This window comes from Mycobacterium shigaense, assembly GCF_002356315.1.
Taxonomy (GTDB): Bacteria; Actinomycetota; Actinomycetes; order Mycobacteriales; family Mycobacteriaceae; genus Mycobacterium; species Mycobacterium shigaense.
The window spans coordinates 4,921,988-4,938,962 of sequence record NZ_AP018164.1 but is presented as its reverse complement, the minus strand read 5'-3'; the positions used below and the strand labels follow the sequence as shown (position 1 = coordinate 4,938,962).

Sequence of the window (16,975 nt, the reverse complement as noted above, 5' to 3'; positions counted from 1 at the left end):
GAACGCCGCGGCAATATGTTGGAAGGCTCACCGTTGACCATCGCGTACCCCGCCCCGGTCGGATTTGCGGCTGATTGCAGCGTATATCAGCCCCAAGACGACTCGCGACTGCTTGTCGAGTCGATGCAAAGCAGCGGGCTGCTCCCGCACCGGCGGGTGCTCGATCTGTGTACCGGCAGCGGTTTCGTCGCGATCGCGGCGGCCGAAATGGGGTGTGCCGACGTCACCGCGTTCGACATCTGCGCGCACGCGGTGCGTTGCTCGCGGGTCAACGTCGCGGTTGCCGGAGTCGAAGTCGACGTGCGTGAGGGCTCGTGGATGGAAGCGCTGGACTGCGACCCGTTCGACGTCGTCGTGTCCAATCCGCCCTACGTGCCCACCCAGGCCGAGGGTGAGGTGCTGCCGTCGGGTACCGGACCGTCGTGGGCGTGGAACGCCGGTCCCGATGGCCGGCTGGTGCTGGATCCGCTGTGTGCGTCGGTGTCAAAGCTGCTGTGCGACGGCGGGTCTCTGCTGTTGGTGCAGTCGGCCCTCGCCGGTACCCAACGTTCACTCGACACGTTACGATCCACCGGCATGGACGCTGAAGTCGTTGCCTCGCACTGGATTCCATTCGGGCCCGTGCTGTCGGCCCGGGCCGAATGGCTCGAGGAGGCCGGCCTGCTGCGCCGCGGCTGCCGCGAAGAGGAGCTGGTGGTCATCCGGGCGGACAAGCCGTGACCGCGACCCGGGTGCGCGTGATACCCAAGGGTCCGGTCCTGGTGTCGGGTCCCGTGCGCATCGAAATGCCCGACGGTCAGGTGGTCGAATCCGACCGATTCATGGTCGCCATCTGCAGCTGTTCACGCAGCAAGCAGTATCCGCTGTGCGACACCAGCCACCGGCGCTGTCGCAGCATCAAAGATTTTGTGCCGGAGGCTAACTGAACAGCAGCCGCAACGACGATTCGCCCTGCGTCCAGCAGGACATGATCGTGTCCGCCAGCCGGCTTTCGACGACGGCGTTCGCGCGGATACCGAAGACGACGTCATGCTCCAGCTGCGGTTCGCGGGCGACGAGATCGCCGACGACGTCGAGGCGCACCACCTGCTCATGCACCGCATCGGCCTCGACGTGCTCGCCGTAGAACGCGATGCAGGGCAGCGGCGCGCCCATGCGGTCGAGCGCCTGGACCATCCGCCGTGAGCCGGGCGGCGAGGTAATCTCCGTCGCCGCGAAGTGCCCGATCGCCGCGCCGCGCAGCCGGCGGTGCAGGCCGAACATCGACATCAGGTTCACCACCGCAAGCGCCTCGGCGGGCACGGCATCGAGGTAGCCGAGATACGTCGGATCCAGATCGGCCGCGGCGAGCAGATCGGCGAACAGCTGCTGATGCACCCGCGGTCCAACGCCTGCACCGTACTCGTCGAATTCGATCGCCACGAACGCGGCCTTGGCGCCACCCGTCAGCCGGGGGATGGCCCAGGCGTGTGGATCGCCCTCTTTGAGGTGATAGACCGATCGGTGCACGAGATACTCGCGCATCTGCTGCCAGGTTCCGGTGTCACGCAGGTGATACGACGGCCCGGTGCCGTTGACGGGCTCGATCGACAGCGCCGCCATCTCCTCGGCCGCGCTGCGGCCGGGTTCGATGGGGCCGACGTCCCGGCGCACACCGGTCAGGAATGCCCGCTCCAGCTCGGCGCGCAGGTGCAGCAGGTCGGGATTCCACTCCCAGGTGGGGTCCACGCCCGCGAAACCCCGATAGTGCAGCTCGTAGCACATGCACAAGGCCAGGTGCAGGTCCAGGCCGTAGGGGTCCGAATCGCGCACTGACGCGCTGACCTGGGTGAGCTGGTCGTGCGACGGCGGTCCGGTCAGGGCATGCTGCACGGCCGTCGACAGTGGCCCGTGCGCCGCCGGTAGGGCCGGTTCAACCATGGTCGATGCTCGCGTCACGTCTGTTCACATACCACACCGGGGCTGCTGGCAAACGGTATCGCGGACACTTCTGCGGCCCTAGCGGTCGTCGCGCTCGGCCGGTGTCGACCGGCGGAAGATGATATCTACCGTGGTGCCGGTCGCGGCGCTGTCGATCTCCAGCGTGTCGCTGAGGATTTGCATCAGTACCAGGCCCCGCCCGCTGTTGCCGGGGTTCGCCTTGGGTTGCTTCCACGAACCCGAATCGGTGATGCGAGCCGCAATCTCGGCGTCGAAGGCTTCGACCTCGAGCACCATCGTCCCGGACTCGTGCCCGCGATAGGCGTGTTCGACACAGTTGGTGCACGCCTCGTTGACCACCAGCACGATGTCCTCGATCAGCGTGTCCGGGACGTCGAGGTCGCGCAGCCAGTCGCTCAGCCGGTGCCGGATATCTGCCAATTCCTCCGCGGCGGCTTCGCTTTCGATTCGGAGAGGTGCGCCCTCGCGCCGGTAGATCACCATCGCTACGTCGTCGTCGTATCCCGCCGCCGGGGCCAGCTCGCGAAGGACGGCCTCGGCGACGCTGCCCAGGGGCAGCCTCATGGTCTCCACCAAAGCGGCTGCGGCGCGGTCGATCCCGTCGTCGATCGATTCGTGTTTGCGCTCGACCAGGCCGTCGGTGAACAGCATCAACGTCGAGCCGAACGGCAGCAGCAGGGAGGCCTGGGGGCGAGGGTGCTCGCGCCGGACCGCCAGCGGCACCGACCGGGCGTCGTTGAGCAATGACGTGCCGGATTCGGGGCGGACGAGCATCGCGGGCATGTGGCCGGCATTGCTGTAGTGCAGCAGCCCGGATTCGGTGTCAAGTACTGCCAGAAATACGGTGGTGCAGTAGGCGTTTGGAATCAGCGAGGCGGCCGAGTCGAGCTGTTCGAGCAATCGTGCGGGCTCGGCCCCGTTGATCAACAGCGCCCGGGCCGAGCTGCGCAGCTGCCCCATGATGGCGGCGGCCGGCAGGCCGCGGCCGACGCAGTCGCCGACCACGATCCCGATTCGCTGATCGCCGATGGGCAGCACGTCATACCAATCGCCGCCGATCTCCAGCGGCGGGACGGCGGGTTCGTAGCGCACCGCGAACCCGGTCGGGGGCGCCGCGGGCGGCAGCATCGCGCGCTGCAAGGTCAGCGATGTCTCTCGGGCGCTTTCGAACTGACGGACGTGCTGCATCGCCAGACTCAGGTGACCGATCAGCACCGTGACCAGCAGCCGGTCCTCGGAGCTGATCCAGCGCGGCGCCTGCAACTCCAGCCACAATGCTAGGTCGCCGGCGCCGGAGAGCACCGCGACCAATCCCTGTGCTTTGCCGGGGTTTTCGGGTCGATCAACGGTCTTGGCCGTCAGCGGCAGCTGGTGGCGGGCATCGGAGAAGGTGTGGCGCAACCACGGATCGAGTTCGCGCCAGTTCGATACGGCGGGCTCGCCCGCAACCTGGACGGTCGGTTCGCCGTCGCCGCTGGGCCATGACACGGCGACCACCCGCCGCACGTCGATCGCGGTTCGACACTCGTCCAGCGTGATCGACAGCAGCTCGGCCACGCTCTTGGCCACCGCGACCGCGGTGGCCAGCCGTAGTACCGCGGATTCCCTTGCGGCGAAGGCTCGTTCGGCGGTGATATCGCGGATGGTACCGACGTAGACGGCGCGGTCGCTGCCGGTTTCCTTGACCGCGTTGATAGTGACCGTCACCCACGCGAGATGGCCGTCGCGATGCCGAATCGGCGTCTCGTATTCGGCGCTGCCATTGGTGCGGACCCGGGATTGTTGTTGGCGCGCGGTCTTTTTGTCGACCAGCCACGGGTGCGGCCAGCGGTACGGTAGCCCCTCGTCGGGATAGCCGAGGATGTCGATGAAGGCCTTGTTCATCTCCACGACCGAGCCCTCGTGATCGGCGACGAAGAAGCCTTCCTGCAACGAATTCACCAGGGCGGTGCGGAATTTGTCCCGGTCGGCCAGGCCCTCGGCGCGCGCCCGTTGTTCGGCGTAACGCCTGGTCCCGTCGAGGAATCCGCGGGTCGCGACGTCCAGTGGGGCCAGCGTCTGCAACAGGAATTCCAGCGCGATCGGTGCGTCGACCTGGATGTCCTTCGAGAGCTCGAGGACCAGCCGAACGTGTTGCTCGATGATGTCGAGCATGCTGATCTGCTCTTGCAGGGCGCGCCGACCGAGCTCGTGGGCGATCGACAGGCTGTCGTCGTTACGGGCCGCGACGTAGGACGTCAGCGCGGCGATGTATTGCGCATGGAAGTCTTCGGTGCCGGTCATGTCGAAGTCCCCCGATGACGCGCGGCGAGCACCAGGGCATCGTCGGATTCCTTGGCGTGTTTGGCCAGCATGACTTCGGCGATGGCGGTAGCCGGGCTGGCGAAATCGATGTGGTCGAGGTGGTCGTCGTCGATGCCGTCGGTGGCGATGACGATCAGGTCGCCGGCTCGCATCGAAACGACTTGTGCCGGGCGGATTTCCGGTATCCGGTAGCCGACGATGCCTGCGGCTAGGCGCGCGCTGGACCGGATGTGGATGCCCGTCGCATCCTTGGCGACCAGGTTCGCGCTCACATTTCCGACCCCGGTCCAGGTCAGCGTGCTGCTCGTGAAATCCACCCGCGCCAGCGTCATGGCGACCCCGCGGGTTCCCGACAGCACCCGATGGCAGAGCTGGACCAGGACTTCGACCCGCTCGCCCGGGGCCCGTTGCAACGCCTCGACGGCACGCATCGCGGCGGCCGCCGCGGCCGGCCCGTGGCCGAGTCCGTCGAACACCGCGAACAACGCCGAGTCGTCATCGATCGCGATCGCCATCGGCTGGTCGCCGGAGGCGTGCTCGCCCGGGAGCGGACGACCGGCGGTCGCCCATTCGATCGGCCCCAGTCGGCCGTTGTCATGCACGGTCAGGCACGGGCCGGAACCCATTTCCACATCTCGATGACCGTGCCGTGGCCGAGCGAGGATTCCACGACCAACCGGTCCATCAACCGTCGCGCACCCGGCAGACCCATGCCCAACCCGCGACCAGTCGAATAGCCGTCCTCCATCGCCCGCTCGATGTCGGCGATGCCCGGGCCGTCGTCTTCGGCGCGAACCACCAAAGCCTTTCGCCCCTCGCGTTCGGCCACCTCGACCCGCACCGCGCCGCGGCCGGCATAACTGGTGATGTTTCGGGCGATCTCGGAGATCGCCGTGGCGATCATCGTGACATCGGTCAGCGAGAACCCGAGGCTCAGCGCCAGCTGATGTCCGGCCTTGCGGGCTTCGACGATGTCGTCGGAATTGTTGATAGCGACGACGATGTCACACGCCACCGTCGCGCCCGATCGTTGATTTGCCCAGTCCGCGTTGGCGATTCAGGAGGGCAAGTCCTTCTTCGAGGTCAAGCGCGGTGTTCATGTCGTCGAACGCCAGGCCCAGCTGGACCATGGCGAAGGCGACCTCTGGCTGCAAGCCGACGATCACCGTGTCGGCGCCGCGTAATCGGGTCATGTGCGCGATCGTGCGCAGCGAGCGGGCCGCGAAGGAATCCATCACGTCGATGGCCGTGACGTCGACCACGATGCCCTGCGCGCGGAATCTGCTGACTTGCTCCATCAGGTCTTCGCGCAGGCGTTCGGTGTCGGAGTCGGAGAGGGCGGCCTGCACCGTGGCGATGAGAATCGCGCCCTGTTTCAGGATGGGTACTGGCATGCGGCGCCTGCGCTGGTCGTGCTCACCCGGTCTGCTCGCCGGTGCGGGTGACTTCGTAACCCAACAGGCGTTCGGCCTCTTCGATACCACCCTGCAGGTCACCGACGGCGTTCATCTTCGACAGGTCCAGCCCGATGGTGACTAGTGTCAAAGCGATCTCGGAGGACAGGCCGGTGATGATCACGCTCGCGCCCATCAACCCCGATGCGTCCACGGTCTGCACCAGGTGGTTGGCCACCGTCGAGTCGATGGTGGGCACACCGGTGATGTCGATGACGACCACCTTCGCGCGATTCGCGCGGATGGCCCGCAGTAGTTGTTCGGTGACCTGGCGGGCGCGCTGGCTGTCCAACACGCCGATGATCGGCAGAATCAGCAGCTGCTCGCGGACCTGCAGCACGGGCGTCGACAGCTCGCGGATGGCCTCCTGCTGCTGGCGGATGATGCGCTCGCGTTCCTGCACGAAGGACACGCCCACGGTGTTGGCGATGCGGTTGGCCGCCGGCTCGTAGGCGTCCAGAACGCGGTTGAGCATTTCGAAGTCGGTCTGATATTTCTCGAATAACGAGCGCGCCAGCACGTCGCGCAACAACAGCACGATGCCCAGCACCTCGTCCGTCTCGACGCCCCGCGGGATGATGCGTTCCGACAGGTCGCGCGCATAGGCCTGCAGGGCCTCGACGGAACCTGTCTCGAGTACCTCTACATAGTTGTCATAGACGGCGGTCGCCTCGGAGAACAGCTCCTCCGGCGTCATCGCCGTGAGTAATTCGGCTTCGGTGATTCTGCGCGCCCATTCCTCGCGCAGGACGGTGCGATTCTGCCGCAAGTGCTGCACCAGCTGGGGCAGCAGGCCTTCACTGGAAATGCTGGCCGTCTGCGTGGCGGTGCCGGTGCTGAAGTCTGACGGCGAATCTGACATCTGGCCTCCCGAGTGCCGCGTCGCAGTGCGCACGTTCTATGGGGAGACTAGCCTGAATTGGCGCGGGGCAGGTGTAGAGGTCTTCTTCTTCTCGCAGTTCGCAAGGCAGGTTAGGCTTGCACCACACGTAAGGCCCGGACGAAGGATCGCCATTGTCAGCTCCTGATTCGATTACCACGTTGGTTGCGGACCACGACGGGGTGTCCGTAGTCAGCGTCAGCGGTGAAATCGATTTGGTCACCGCTCCCGCCCTGGAACAAGCCATCGGTGCGGTGGTAGCGGAGGGTCCGACGGCACTGGTCATCGATCTGTCGGCGGTGGAGTTCCTCGGGTCGGTCGGGCTGAAGATCCTCGCGGCCACCTACGAGAAGCTCGGCACCGCCGATTTCGGGGTGGTGGCCCGCGGACCGGCGACCCGGCGCCCGATTCACCTGACGGGTCTAGACAAGACGTTCCCGCTGTACCCGACTTTGGACGACGCGTTGACCGCGGTGCGGGACGGCAAGCTCAACCGTTAGCACCCGCACCGTCGGTGCGCGCGCCCGGTGCAAGGATCACGATCATGGATGTTGATCATCCGGAACACGACCAGCAGTGGGACCGCAGCGAACGCGGCGAGACTGAAATCGAACGGCTGGACCGCAATTGGAACAGCCTGCTGCAGGAGCTTCGCGTCGTGCAGACCGGGGTGCAGCTGCTCACCGGGTTCCTGTTGACCCTGCCGTTCCAGCAGCGGTTCGACGTTCTGGCCGTCCCGATGCGGATGGCGTATCTCGCGACGGTGGGATGCTCGGTCGCCGCGACGGTCCTGCTGATCGCGCCCGTGGCGATGCACCGGATGCTGTTCCGGCGCCATCTGCTACAGGTGCTGGTCTCCGCCGCGCACCGCTGCGCGTTTGCCGGGCTGACAATGCTGGGTTTCGCGCTGAGCGGGGTGACGATCATCGTGTTCGCCGCGGTGTCCGGACGCACCGCGGGGCTGGTCGCGGGTGGTTGCGCGCTGGTGCTGTTCACCGTGTTCTGGCTGATCGTGCCGAGGGCGTTGCGCGGCGCCCGGGCTGACTGACCGTAGGTCAGGGGCTGGCCGCCAGTCCGACGATCGGCGTGAAGTCCAGTTGGTCGAGCAGGTCCTGCGGGTCGGAAAAGACCGGGGATGCGCCCGCCGCCTTGAGCTCCGCCTCGGCGATGCCCCCGCTCAACAGCCCGATGCACGCGACGCCGGCCGCCTTCGCGGCGTGCGCGTCCCACACGGCGTCGCCGACGAACACGGCCTTATCGGCGACCACCCCCGCGCGATCCAGCGCGACTTCCACGATGCCGGGCTCGGGCTTTGCGGTGTCGACGTCACGCGACGACGTGGTCGCCGCGATGACGTCGTCGCAATCGAGTACCCTGCGCAGGATGTCCAATTCGTCCTCCGGGGCCGAACTGGCCAGCACCACCTGCAGCCCGAAGTCGGCGACGTCACGCAGCAGGGCGCGGGCCCCGGGCAGGGGCGCCAGCAGCGGCAGCACGTCGCGGTAGTACCGGCTGTGGGCATCGCTGAGCCGGTCTTGCACGTCGGCCGGGGCGTCGCGGGACAGCGTGCGCACCAGCTTGGCGCCGTCCATGCCGATGCAGCGGTGCAGCTTCCAGGCCGCGACCGGCACGTCTTCGTCGGCAAAGGCGCGCTGCCACGCGTACACGTGTAGATAGGTGGAGTCGACGAGGGTTCCGTCGACGTCGAACAAGACGGCGGGAGCATTCATCGCTGCGGCATACCCGGCCAGGTGTGGGCCGACACGGGAAAGCCGCCCGGGATGACCCGAATTTTTCGAGCGCGCAATTTTTTAACGATTTATCAGTGTGGTTGATGCCCGGACGGGGTATCGAGTGACCCACGGGCGAGTACAGGCAAGTGCGTCAGCCCGTGACCTGGCAGGAGGGACAACTTATGGCGACTGCAACCGACTACGACGCACGCCGTGCGCCCGAACCCGAGATGTCGGACTCTTCCACCCTCCGCGAGCTGGCACCCAGCGGTCCGGCCAGGGGGGTCGTCGACGAGGACGCCAGCGACGTGCTCTTTTTCGAGCCGCCCGACGTGGATTTGTCGGGTGAGGAACTCTCGGTGACGGTCATTCCGCAGCGCACCGACGAGTTCACCTGCTCGAGTTGCTTCCTGGTGCAGCATCGCAACCGGATGCGGGCGTCCGGGTCGGGGCTTCCGGTCTGCGCCGACTGCGCGTAACCAGGCCGCCTGCGGGGAACGGGCGGGGTGGCTAGCATCGAGTTCATGCGCGGCACTCTGGCGTTCGACGGCCGATGCGGCATGTGCACCCGCGTGGTCAACCGGCTGGCACGGTGGGATCGGCGCGGCAGACTGCGCATCGAACCGTTCCAGACGCCGGAGATCGCCCGGGTGCTGGGTGTCACCGACGACCGGTTCACCGAATCGGCGTGGTGGCTCGACTCATCCGGCGAGATCTTCGCCGGCGCCCATGCGATGAATGCGGCTCTTTCCGCGGCCCTGGGCACGCGATTGCCGTTGTGGTTCTATCGCCTCCCGGCCGTCGGTGGGCTGCAAGACGCCGTCTATCGCTGGGTGGCGACACACCGGTATCGTTTCCGCGGCGTGACGCCGCTCTGCGACGCCCAGCCGGAGCGGTGCGCCTGAGGCGGTGTCCGAACATGTTGCCGTGCAACGAGTTCCAGGAAGTAACCGGGTTATTTTTAACGGAAGCATCGGCGCGTGAACACAATTCAAGCCTGCGCCCACTCCCTCTGACAGATGCGGCAGCGTCGGGTGACGGTCGCCCAGTCCGGCTCGCCGTCGCTGGGTTTGCGCAGCAGATGGGTGGATTCGTCGCCGCATCCCGGGCAGACGCAGGTCGCGCAGTAGGGCTCGGCGGGCTGGGCGCGCATCAACTGCAGGTTTTCCGCGCGGGTGAACGGCACGATCTCCAGCAACTCGGGGCGCGGCCCGGCGGACGGCCTGTCGAGCCATAACAGGCCGCACACCACCATCACGACGGCCGAGAAGATAGACACGATGCACAGCGGGATGTCCCACGGCCAATTCGGCGGGACCGGCGTGACCACCAGAACCACCATCGCGGCCGTGAGCAGAAAGCTGATGATGGTGCCGGGTTTCGCGAAGCGGTAGCCGCCGACGCGCAATGCGTCCCACGCGTCGATCTGATTCTGCCGCTGCGCGATCTGCGACAGCGTCGGATGGACGGGGAATTCGGCGACGCCACCGCGCAACCGATCAGGGTCCCCGTCGCCGGAGACCGCTCGAACCGCCACCATGCCAGCAAAGTCTAACCGGGGGCCGTCGCCCCAGCGACCCGACGATCGCCGCGCCCGCGTGGGTTCGGGCATCGCGATGCGAATGCTGTTGACGTGGAGGAATTCGCGCAGGCTCTCCGGCGATCAGGCGGAGTTGAGCAGCACCATGAGCCCGTAGTCCATGTGAATCTGCTGATGGCAGTGCAGCAGGGACAGGCCGGGCTGGTCGGCGACGAAATCGACCTCCATGGTCTGGTAGCCGCCGAGCATCGCGACGTCTTTGCGCACGCCCGCGGTTGCGGCCCCGGCGAATCGGGTGATTTCAAAGGTGTTGCGGTGCAGGTGCATTGGATGCAGGTCGTCGCTGGCGTTGTGGAATCGCAGCCGGTAGCGGTTGCCGAGTTGCAGATCCAGCACAGGCTTGTTGGCGTCCATGGAGAACGCCGTGCCGTTGAGCGTCCAGACGTTGAAGCCGTTGTCCGCGGCGTTACGCTTCTCGATCAGCATCTCGATCGTCCGATCGGGCGGCGCGGTCGCTAGCGGATTGACCGTCGCAAAGATCCGATAATCCCACTTGAACGGCGGGGGTGCCGACCATTGCGGTCCGCCGGTGCGCCCGGCGTATTCCACGACGGCGCCCATTCCGCGTCCGCGGTCGTCGTCGGAGAGATCGCCGAGGACCCAGACCCCCGGAAAGTTCATCGTGACGAGCGCGGAGATCCGTTCGGCCGCGCCGAGCCACAGCACCGGGACCTGCGAGGGATTCGGCACCGGATTGCCGTCCAACGCGATGACGGTGAAGGTGTGGCCGGGCAGGGCCAGGCTGCGCGATTCCGTCGCGCTGCCGTTGAGAACATGCAGGAGCACGCGCTGGCCGGCCCGGACCCGCAGGGGCTCGCCGTGGCCCAGCATGCGGCCGTTGACGGCGAACGCCCCGTAGCTGACCTCGTTGCCGTGCGGATCGCCGCGGCCGAGCGACGACGCCATGGCGGCCTCACCCTTTTCCTTGAGTTCGGCGTCCGGCGCACCGGCCAGGAAGTCGTTAGGCATATCGCCGCCGCGAGTGAAGGTGGGCTCAAACTCCTTGAGGGTCAGGAAGAATTCTTGGTCATAGCCGCCGAGGTCATGCTTGGGCGCGACATAGACGGGGCCGACGAGGCCGGTGTACTGGCCGCGGGACAAGTTGTCGCGCGGCACCACGTGGGTGTGATAGAAGCGGAAGCCGGGCGGGCCGGGCACAAAAGTGATGCGGCGCATGCCGTGTGGAGGGATGTAGGGCGTGCCCTCTTCGGCCGCGCCGTCGACGTCGGTGCCCAGCTGTTGACCGTGCCAGTGCAGTTGTTCAGGCACGTCGGTGTCGTTGTAGACGTCCACCCAGGTCCGCTGCCCCTCTGTCAACCGCACCAACGGACCGGGGAACTGACTGTTGTAGACCGTCGTGGTGACGTTGCGGCCCGGGGCCAATTCGACAGCGGCAGAACCGATTCGCAGGGTGTAGTCGGGCTTGCCGTTCGGCGGGGACGGTGGCACGCGTCGTTGAACAACCGGCGGTCGCGCCGCCGGCGGCCGCCAACGCTGCCAGCCCGCCCCACTTGAGCAACTCGCGTCTATCAAGCACGCTGCCAGGCTATGCCGTCGACGATTCCCGGCAGAGGGGGCGCTCAAAGACACCGACGCGCCGGTCGCCAGCGGAGGTCTAGCGACCCGGCGGACGCCAGTGGAAAAACTGGTCGGGGTGGCGGGATTCGAACCCACGGCCTCTTCGTCCCGAACGAAGCGCGCTACCAAGCTGCGCCACACCCCGCCTGAAGCCACGACAGCGTATCGCACCGGCCCACGGCGGTGCCAAACCGCTGGCCAATGACTAGGCCCAGGCGCAGTTCCGCTCGAATTCGACCAGCGCCTGCGCAGGGCCGGCGAGATCGAGCCCCTGGCCGGCGACCCACTCGTCGTCGAAGTACGTGTCGGCATAGCGGTCGCCGCTGTCGGCGAGCAGCGTCACCACCGAACCGCCGCGCCCGGCCGCCACCAGCTCGGACAGCAGCCCGAAGGCGCCCCACAGGTTGGTCCCCGTCGACGGTCCCACCCGCCGGCCCAGCACGGCGCTGACATGGCGCGCGGCGGCGATCGACGCCGCGTCGGGCACCGACACCATGCGATCGACCACACCGGGCAGAAACGACGGCTCCACCCGCGGCCGGCCGATGCCCTCGATCCGCGACGACGCCGTCATGACGATGTCGTCGCGGCCCTGCGCGTATGAGGGGAAGAACGCCGAATTCTCCGGGTCCACCACGCACAGCCGGGTCGCATGCCGCCGGTAACGGATGTAGCGGCCGATCGTCGCGCTGGTTCCGCCGGTGCCCGCCCCGACCACGATCCACTCCGGGATCGGGTGCTGCTCGTCGTGCATCTGGGTGAAGATCGACTCGGCGATGTTGTTGTTGCCCCGCCAGTCGGTGGCGCGTTCGGCATTGGTGAACTGGTCCAGGTAATGACCGTCGGTCTGGTCCGCCAGCCGCTGCGCCTCGGCGTACACCTGGCTCGAATTTTCGACGAAATGGCAACGGCCGCCGTGTGATTCGATCAGCGCCACCTTCGACGAGCTGGTGCTCTTCGTCATCACCGCGATGAACGGCAGACCCAGCAACGACGCGAAGTAGGCCTCGGAGATGGCCGTCGAACCGGAGGACGCCTCGACGATCGTCGTGTTCTCGCCGATCCACCCGTTGCACAGCGCATACAGGAACAGCGAGCGGGCCAGCCGGTGTTTGAGGCTGCCGGTGATGTGCGTCGTCTCGTCCTTGAGGTACAGCGCGACATCCACGTCGCCGCCCCACGCCGCGGGCAGGGGATAGCGCAACAGATGTGTGTCGGCGCTGCGCCGGGCGTCGGCCTCGATCAGCCGAACGGCGTTGTCGCCCCAGCTACGTGCCGGGCTGCGGACCGCGATGCGCGTCCGGTCGCTCAACGCAGCGAAGCCGCTGGCTGGGTACGGTCCCGATCGCTGGTCGAATCCCGCCCGCCCATGGGGGCGGCGATCAGGGTCAGCAGCGTCGCCTCGGGGCGGCAGCAGAAGCGCACCGGCGCGAACGGCGAGGTGCCGAGCCCGGCCGAGACGTGCAGTTGCATGTTGGCGCCCCAGCGCGACGGTCCCTTGGCCCGGGTGCGGTCCAGGCCGCAGTTGGTCACCAGGGCGCCGTAGAACGGCACACACAGCTGCCCGCCGTGCGTGTGGCCCGCCATCACGAGCTGATACCCGTCGGCGGCGAAGCGGTCCAGAACCCGCGGCTCCGGCGAATGTGTCAGGCCCAGCCGCAGATTCGCCGCCGCGTTGGCGGGCCCGGCGATCGCGTCGTAGCGGTCCCGGTCGATGTGGGGGTCGTCCACGCCCGCCGCGGCGATGTGCAGGCCGGCCACCTCGAATTCGCGGCGCGTGTGGGTGAGGTCCAGCCAGCCGCGCTCGGTGAACGCCGCGCGCAGGTCCTGCCAGGGCAGCGGCTCGCCGCGGACGCGATGCGACGGGTCGGTCAGGTAGTTCATCGGGTTCTTCAGCCGCGGACCGAAGTAGTCGTTGCTGCCGAAGACGAACACCCCGGGACGCGATAGCAGATCGCCCAGCGTCTGCACGACCGCCGGCACCGCCTTGGGGTGAGCCAGGTTGTCGCCGGTGTTGACGACCAGGTCGGGTTCCCAGCTGGCGAGCTCGCGCACCCAGGCTTGTTTGCGGCGTTGGTTCGGCAGCATGTGCAGATCGCTGATATGCAGCACCCGCAGCGGCGTGGATCCCGGCGTCAATACGGGCATCGTGATCTCGCGGAGGATGAACGCGTTGCGCTCGACGACCGCGGCATAACCGATGCCCGCGACGGTCGAGCCGAGTGCCACGGCCCCGGTGCGCAGGAGAGTGGGCAGAACATCAGCCATGCCTGCAGCCTACTGCCGGTGGAGGACTGAAGGACCCACTCTCGGGCGCGTTGTTACGGCGGCGGTGGCGGCGGAGCCAGCAGCGGGATGGTGATCGGCGGCAGGCCCGGAATTTCGACGACCTGCGATCCGACCGGCACCGGCGCGCCCTCCGGCGGTGGCGGCGGTGCCGGCGGAATGCCGTTGCTGGTCTGGATCGTGATGATGGAGCCCGGAATCGTTTGCCCGCTGGGTATCGTCCCGACCACCTCGCCGGCCTTGGCGGTGCTGTTCACCCCGTTCGGTTGGTCGGCGACCTGGAAGCCTGCCTGCTTGAGTCGGGCGCGCGCCGCGTCCAGATCCAGGCCGGCGACGCTGGGCACCCGCCCGGCCGGCGACCCGTCCACGTAGCGGGGGTCGGTCGGGGGCAGCTGCACGGGCCCGAATGAGGTGGCGATCGGCTTCATCGCGGTGAACCAGGTGCGCGCCGGCTCGTTACCGCCGTACAGGTCGCCCTCGCCGCAGTGCCGCAGCGGCGACGAGCACAGGTCCGTCGGGGTGGTCGAGTCGTCGTAGATGTAGTTGGCGGCCGCGTAGTACTTGGTGAAGCCGACGAATCCGGAGGAGCGGTGGGCCTCGGTGGTGCCCGTCTTACCGGACACCGGCAGGTCCCAGCCCGCGGCGCCGGCGGAGCCCGAGGCGGTGCCGCCTGCGGTGGCGTCCTTGCTCATCGCGTTGGCCAGCGTGTTGGCCAGCCCCTCGGGCACGACCTGATCGCAGGTCTCGGTCGTCACCGCGACCTCGTTGCCGTTGCGGTCGACCAGCTTGTCGATCGGGTTGGGCGGGCACCAGGTGCCACCGGAGGCGAGCGTGGCCGCGACATTCGACAGCTCCAGCGCGTTCACCTCGATGGGACCCAGCGTGAACGAACCGAGGTTCTGCCGCTTGACGAAGTCGGCCAGGCTCTCGTTGCTGTCCGGGTTGTAGTCGCGCGCGGTGCCCGGGTCGGCGTAGGACCGCAGCCCCAGCTTGACCGCCATGTCGACGGTCCGCGTCACGCCGACCTGTGAGATCAGCTTGGCGAACGCGGTGTTGGGCGAGGTGGCCAGCGCGTCCGTCACGTTCATCGAACCCCGGTAGTTACCGGCGTTGACCACGCACCAGGTGTCTTTGGGGCAGCCCTTGGCCCCGCCCGATCCCAGGCCCTTGGACTGGAAGCGCGGCGGCACCTCGAGCGTCGCGTTGATGCCCATGCCCATGTCCAGGGCGGCCGCCGTGGTGAAGATCTTGAACACCGACCCCGCGCCGTCGCCGACGAGCGAGAACGGTTGCGGTCGCATCGTTTGACCGGCATCCATGTCCAGCCCGTAGGTGCGGTTGCTGGCCATCGCCATCACCTTGTGCGAATCCTTGCCGGGCTTGATCACGCTCATCACGCTGGAGATGCCGGGCAGGCTCGGGCTGGCGAACTTGTCGATGGCCGCCTTGACCGGGTTCTGCACGTCGGGGTCCAGCGTCGTGCGGATCAGGTAGCCGCCGCGGGACACCTGTTCCTTGCTGATCCCGGCGCGGGACAGGTAGGCCTGGACGTAGTCACAGAAGAAGGCGCGATCGCCCGCCGCGATGCAGCCGCGCGGCAACTCGTTGGGTTGCGGCAGGATGCCCAGCGGCGTGGTCTTGGCGGCGCGCAGGGCGTCGGCCTCCTGCGGCAGATTGTCGATCATCGTGTCCAGGACCAGGTTGCGCCGGGCCAGCGCACCGTCGGGGTTGGTGTAAGGGTTGAGCGCGCTGGTCGACTGCACCATGCCGGCCAGCAGCGCCGCCTGCTGCCAGTTCAGGTCGGAGGCGTTGATGCCGAAGTACGTCTGCGCGGCGTCTTGCACCCCGAACGACCCGTTGCCGAACGACACCAGGTTCAGGTATCGGGTCAGGATCTCCGGCTTGCTGAACGTCTTGTCCAGCGTCAGCGCCATCCTGATCTCACGCAGCTTGCGTGCCGGGGTAGTCTCCACGGCCGCGCGCTTCTCGGCGTCGGTCTTGGCCGTGACCAATAGTTGGTAGTTCTTCACGTACTGTTGCTCGATCGTCGAGCCACCGCGGGTGTCTACGTCGCCGGACGCGTAGCCCGCCAATCCCGTCAGCGTGCCCTTCCAGTCCACCCCGTTGTGATAGGCGAACCTTTTGTCCTCGATCGAGACGATCGCCAACTTCATCGTGTTGGCGATCTTGTCGCTGGGCACCTCGAAGCGGCGCTGCTCGTAGAGCCACGCGATGACGTTGCCCTTCGCGTCGACCATCGTCGACACGGCGGGCACCTGTGCCTCGAGCAGTTGAGCCGACCCGTTGGCGACGACCTCCGAGGCCCGGTTCGAGATCAGCCCCAGGCCGCCCGCGAGGGGGAACATCAGCGCCGTCGCGACGACACCGGCCAGCAGACAGCATCCGGCCAGCTTGAGAACCGTGAGGGCTGCCGGCGGGCGGTCTGACATGCGTACTACAGTAGCGGCCCCCGCGGGGCCGGCCGTGGCATCGAGTTCTTAGGGGAATTTCATCGCGCGATGATCCAATGTGATTCACGTCTTGAACAGGCAGTTTGTCGTGGTTAGTGGGGGTGTTTCGGCCCGTTTCACCGATCACCCACCAATTTGTGTGTCAGCAGGGGTAGTTCTCGGCTTAAGATTTGAGACGAGACGGCACGGCCGTCCCAAAAAAAGCGTTATGAGACTGTTGCGCAATTGCTATTTGACCACCTAACTTATACAGACGGTGAGATTCAGGTAACACGGATCTGCACAGTGTGGCGTGGATCGCAGCCGGGGTGTGGACCCCAGGAGGACGGTCGCCATCCGCGACCGGGAGGAAAGGGAACAACTCGTGTCAGGAACACGATCGACGGCGCGTCGAACGAACATTTCGGCAGCACAGGGGGTGCTCCGCAGTGTGGACGCGGAAGAACGCATCGCCTGGGTGTCCCAGGCGCTGTGTCGGACCGCGGATCCCGACGAACTATTCGTGCGGGGCGCTGCACAACGTAAGGCGGCGGTTATCTGCCGTCACTGCCCTGTAATGCAGGAATGCGGCGCAGACGCGCTGGACAACAAGGTGGAGTTCGGTGTCTGGGGAGGCATGACCGAACGCCAGCGCAGGGCATTGCTCAAGCAACATCCCGAGGTCGTGTCGTGGTCCGACTTCTTCGACAAGCGCCGCAACCGCGGAGTCAGCTAGCCTCACTTGCGAC

At 67.0% G+C, this 16,975-nt stretch carries 18 protein-coding genes, 1 tRNA gene and 1 pseudogene; 7 read left to right on the top strand and 13 right to left on the bottom strand.

What is annotated here, in order from left to right; translation table 11 throughout:
* Window positions 1-33 precede the first annotated feature (33 nt).
* Together MSG_RS23260 and MSG_RS23255 are read left to right on the top strand one after the other, a co-directional pair.
* Window positions 34-720 (top strand): HemK2/MTQ2 family protein methyltransferase, encoded by a 687-nt coding sequence (locus MSG_RS23260; RefSeq protein WP_373421159.1) that lies wholly within the window; start codon window positions 34-36, stop codon window positions 718-720.
* Window positions 717-926: a CDGSH iron-sulfur domain-containing protein gene (locus MSG_RS23255; protein WP_096443392.1), complete on the top strand. Its 210-nt coding sequence runs from the start codon at window positions 717-719 to the stop codon at window positions 924-926. The genes MSG_RS23260 and MSG_RS23255 overlap by 4 nt, the downstream gene beginning before the upstream one ends.
* Here MSG_RS23255 and MSG_RS23250 read toward each other — a convergent pair.
* From MSG_RS23250 to MSG_RS23225, 6 genes are all read right to left on the bottom strand, one after another.
* On the bottom strand, window positions 919-1,920 hold the full coding sequence (locus MSG_RS23250) for an iron-containing redox enzyme family protein (RefSeq protein ID WP_096443390.1): 1,002 nt from the start codon (window positions 1,918-1,920) through the stop codon (window positions 919-921). The two genes, MSG_RS23255 and MSG_RS23250, sit on opposite strands and share 8 nt — an antisense overlap.
* A 78-nt stretch (window positions 1,921-1,998) precedes the next feature.
* Entirely contained in the window at window positions 1,999-4,224 is a 2,226-nt protein-coding gene (locus MSG_RS23245) for a SpoIIE family protein phosphatase (RefSeq protein WP_096443388.1), read from the bottom strand.
* Window positions 4,221-4,847, bottom strand: a complete 627-nt coding sequence (locus MSG_RS23240) for a SpoIIE family protein phosphatase (RefSeq protein WP_096444755.1) — start codon at window positions 4,845-4,847, stop codon at window positions 4,221-4,223. The genes MSG_RS23245 and MSG_RS23240 overlap by 4 nt, the downstream gene beginning before the upstream one ends.
* A 2-nt stretch (window positions 4,848-4,849) precedes the next feature.
* A complete protein-coding gene (locus MSG_RS23235; RefSeq protein ID WP_096443386.1) occupies window positions 4,850-5,260 on the bottom strand; it encodes an anti-sigma regulatory factor in 411 nt (136 codons plus the stop codon).
* The gene (locus MSG_RS23230; protein WP_096443384.1) at window positions 5,250-5,639 is read right to left on the bottom strand and encodes an STAS domain-containing protein; all 390 of its coding nucleotides are present in this window, start codon (window positions 5,637-5,639) and stop codon (window positions 5,250-5,252) included. The genes MSG_RS23235 and MSG_RS23230 overlap by 11 nt, the downstream gene beginning before the upstream one ends.
* 22 nt (window positions 5,640-5,661) lie before the next feature.
* Complete coding sequence (locus MSG_RS23225) at window positions 5,662-6,561, bottom strand: STAS domain-containing protein (RefSeq protein ID WP_096443382.1); 900 nt, start codon at window positions 6,559-6,561, stop codon at window positions 5,662-5,664.
* Window positions 6,562-6,713: 152 nt separating this feature from the next.
* Here MSG_RS23225 and MSG_RS23220 point away from each other — a divergent pair, with 152 nt between their 5' ends.
* Complete coding sequence (locus MSG_RS23220; protein ID WP_096443380.1) at window positions 6,714-7,079, top strand: STAS domain-containing protein; 366 nt, start codon at window positions 6,714-6,716, stop codon at window positions 7,077-7,079.
* A gap of 44 nt (window positions 7,080-7,123) precedes the next feature.
* On the top strand, window positions 7,124-7,627 hold the full coding sequence (locus MSG_RS23215) for a DUF6328 family protein (protein ID WP_096443378.1): 504 nt from the start codon (window positions 7,124-7,126) through the stop codon (window positions 7,625-7,627).
* 7 nt (window positions 7,628-7,634) lie between these two features.
* Here the strand turns inward: MSG_RS23215 and MSG_RS23210 are convergent, their stop codons facing one another.
* Window positions 7,635-8,309: an HAD family hydrolase gene (locus tag MSG_RS23210; protein ID WP_096443376.1), complete on the bottom strand. Its 675-nt coding sequence runs from the start codon at window positions 8,307-8,309 to the stop codon at window positions 7,635-7,637.
* 185 nt (window positions 8,310-8,494) lie between these two features.
* On the opposite strand from MSG_RS23210, the gene MSG_RS23205 reads away from it, so the two are divergent.
* Entirely contained in the window at window positions 8,495-8,791 is a 297-nt protein-coding gene (locus MSG_RS23205; RefSeq protein WP_096443374.1) for a DUF4193 domain-containing protein, read from the top strand.
* A 45-nt stretch (window positions 8,792-8,836) separates the two neighbouring features.
* Complete coding sequence (locus MSG_RS23200) at window positions 8,837-9,217, top strand: thiol-disulfide oxidoreductase DCC family protein (RefSeq protein WP_096443372.1); 381 nt, start codon at window positions 8,837-8,839, stop codon at window positions 9,215-9,217.
* Between the two features lie 86 nt (window positions 9,218-9,303).
* Here the strand turns inward: MSG_RS23200 and MSG_RS23195 are convergent, their stop codons facing one another.
* From MSG_RS23195 to ponA2, 6 genes and pseudogenes are all read right to left on the bottom strand, one after another.
* A complete protein-coding gene (locus MSG_RS23195) occupies window positions 9,304-9,852 on the bottom strand; it encodes a hypothetical protein (RefSeq protein WP_096443370.1) in 549 nt (182 codons plus the stop codon).
* Window positions 9,853-9,975: 123 nt separating this feature from the next.
* Window positions 9,976-11,449 (bottom strand): annotated as a pseudogene (locus MSG_RS23190) (multicopper oxidase family protein).
* A gap of 109 nt (window positions 11,450-11,558) precedes the next feature.
* Window positions 11,559-11,635 (bottom strand) — tRNA-Pro (locus MSG_RS23185).
* Window positions 11,636-11,695: 60 nt separating this feature from the next.
* Window positions 11,696-12,802, bottom strand: a complete 1,107-nt coding sequence (gene cds1 / locus MSG_RS23180) for an L-cysteine desulfhydrase Cds1 (protein ID WP_181159182.1) — start codon at window positions 12,800-12,802, stop codon at window positions 11,696-11,698.
* On the bottom strand, window positions 12,799-13,758 hold the full coding sequence (locus tag MSG_RS23175) for a metallophosphoesterase (protein WP_096443368.1): 960 nt from the start codon (window positions 13,756-13,758) through the stop codon (window positions 12,799-12,801). Before MSG_RS23175 ends, cds1 begins: the two co-directional genes overlap by 4 nt.
* Window positions 13,759-13,811: 53 nt before the next feature.
* Window positions 13,812-16,226 carry a transglycosylase/D,D-transpeptidase PonA2 gene (gene ponA2 / locus MSG_RS23170; RefSeq protein ID WP_096443366.1) on the bottom strand — a complete coding sequence of 805 codons (2,415 nt, stop codon included), beginning with the start codon at window positions 16,224-16,226 and terminating at the stop codon, window positions 13,812-13,814.
* A 385-nt stretch (window positions 16,227-16,611) separates the two neighbouring features.
* Between ponA2 and MSG_RS23165 the strand changes: the two genes are divergently transcribed.
* Window positions 16,612-16,962: a WhiB family transcriptional regulator gene (locus MSG_RS23165; RefSeq protein ID WP_096444753.1), complete on the top strand. Its 351-nt coding sequence runs from the start codon at window positions 16,612-16,614 to the stop codon at window positions 16,960-16,962.
* The last annotated feature ends 13 nt before the right edge of the window (window positions 16,963-16,975 follow it).

What these genes read in the sequence shown, in the direction of transcription:
- MSG_RS23245 (WP_096443388.1), bottom strand. Translation starts at nt 4,224, where the DNA reads ATGACCGGCACCGAAGACTTCCATGCGCAATACATCGCCGCGCTGACG.
- MSG_RS23205 (WP_096443374.1), top strand. Translation starts at nt 8,495, where the DNA reads ATGGCGACTGCAACCGACTACGACGCACGCCGTGCGCCCGAACCCGAG.
- MSG_RS23210 (WP_096443376.1), bottom strand. Translation starts at nt 8,309, where the DNA reads ATGAATGCTCCCGCCGTCTTGTTCGACGTCGACGGAACCCTCGTCGAC.
- MSG_RS23195 (WP_096443370.1), bottom strand. Translation starts at nt 9,852, where the DNA reads ATGGTGGCGGTTCGAGCGGTCTCCGGCGACGGGGACCCTGATCGGTTG.
- MSG_RS23175 (WP_096443368.1), bottom strand. Translation starts at nt 13,758, where the DNA reads ATGGCTGATGTTCTGCCCACTCTCCTGCGCACCGGGGCCGTGGCACTC.
- MSG_RS23250 (WP_096443390.1), bottom strand. Translation starts at nt 1,920, where the DNA reads ATGGTTGAACCGGCCCTACCGGCGGCGCACGGGCCACTGTCGACGGCC.
- MSG_RS23230 (WP_096443384.1), bottom strand. Translation starts at nt 5,639, where the DNA reads ATGCCAGTACCCATCCTGAAACAGGGCGCGATTCTCATCGCCACGGTG.
- ponA2 (WP_096443366.1), bottom strand. Translation starts at nt 16,226, where the DNA reads ATGTCAGACCGCCCGCCGGCAGCCCTCACGGTTCTCAAGCTGGCCGGA.
- MSG_RS23200 (WP_096443372.1), top strand. Translation starts at nt 8,837, where the DNA reads ATGCGCGGCACTCTGGCGTTCGACGGCCGATGCGGCATGTGCACCCGC.
- MSG_RS23225 (WP_096443382.1), bottom strand. Translation starts at nt 6,561, where the DNA reads ATGTCAGATTCGCCGTCAGACTTCAGCACCGGCACCGCCACGCAGACG.
- MSG_RS23215 (WP_096443378.1), top strand. Translation starts at nt 7,124, where the DNA reads ATGGATGTTGATCATCCGGAACACGACCAGCAGTGGGACCGCAGCGAA.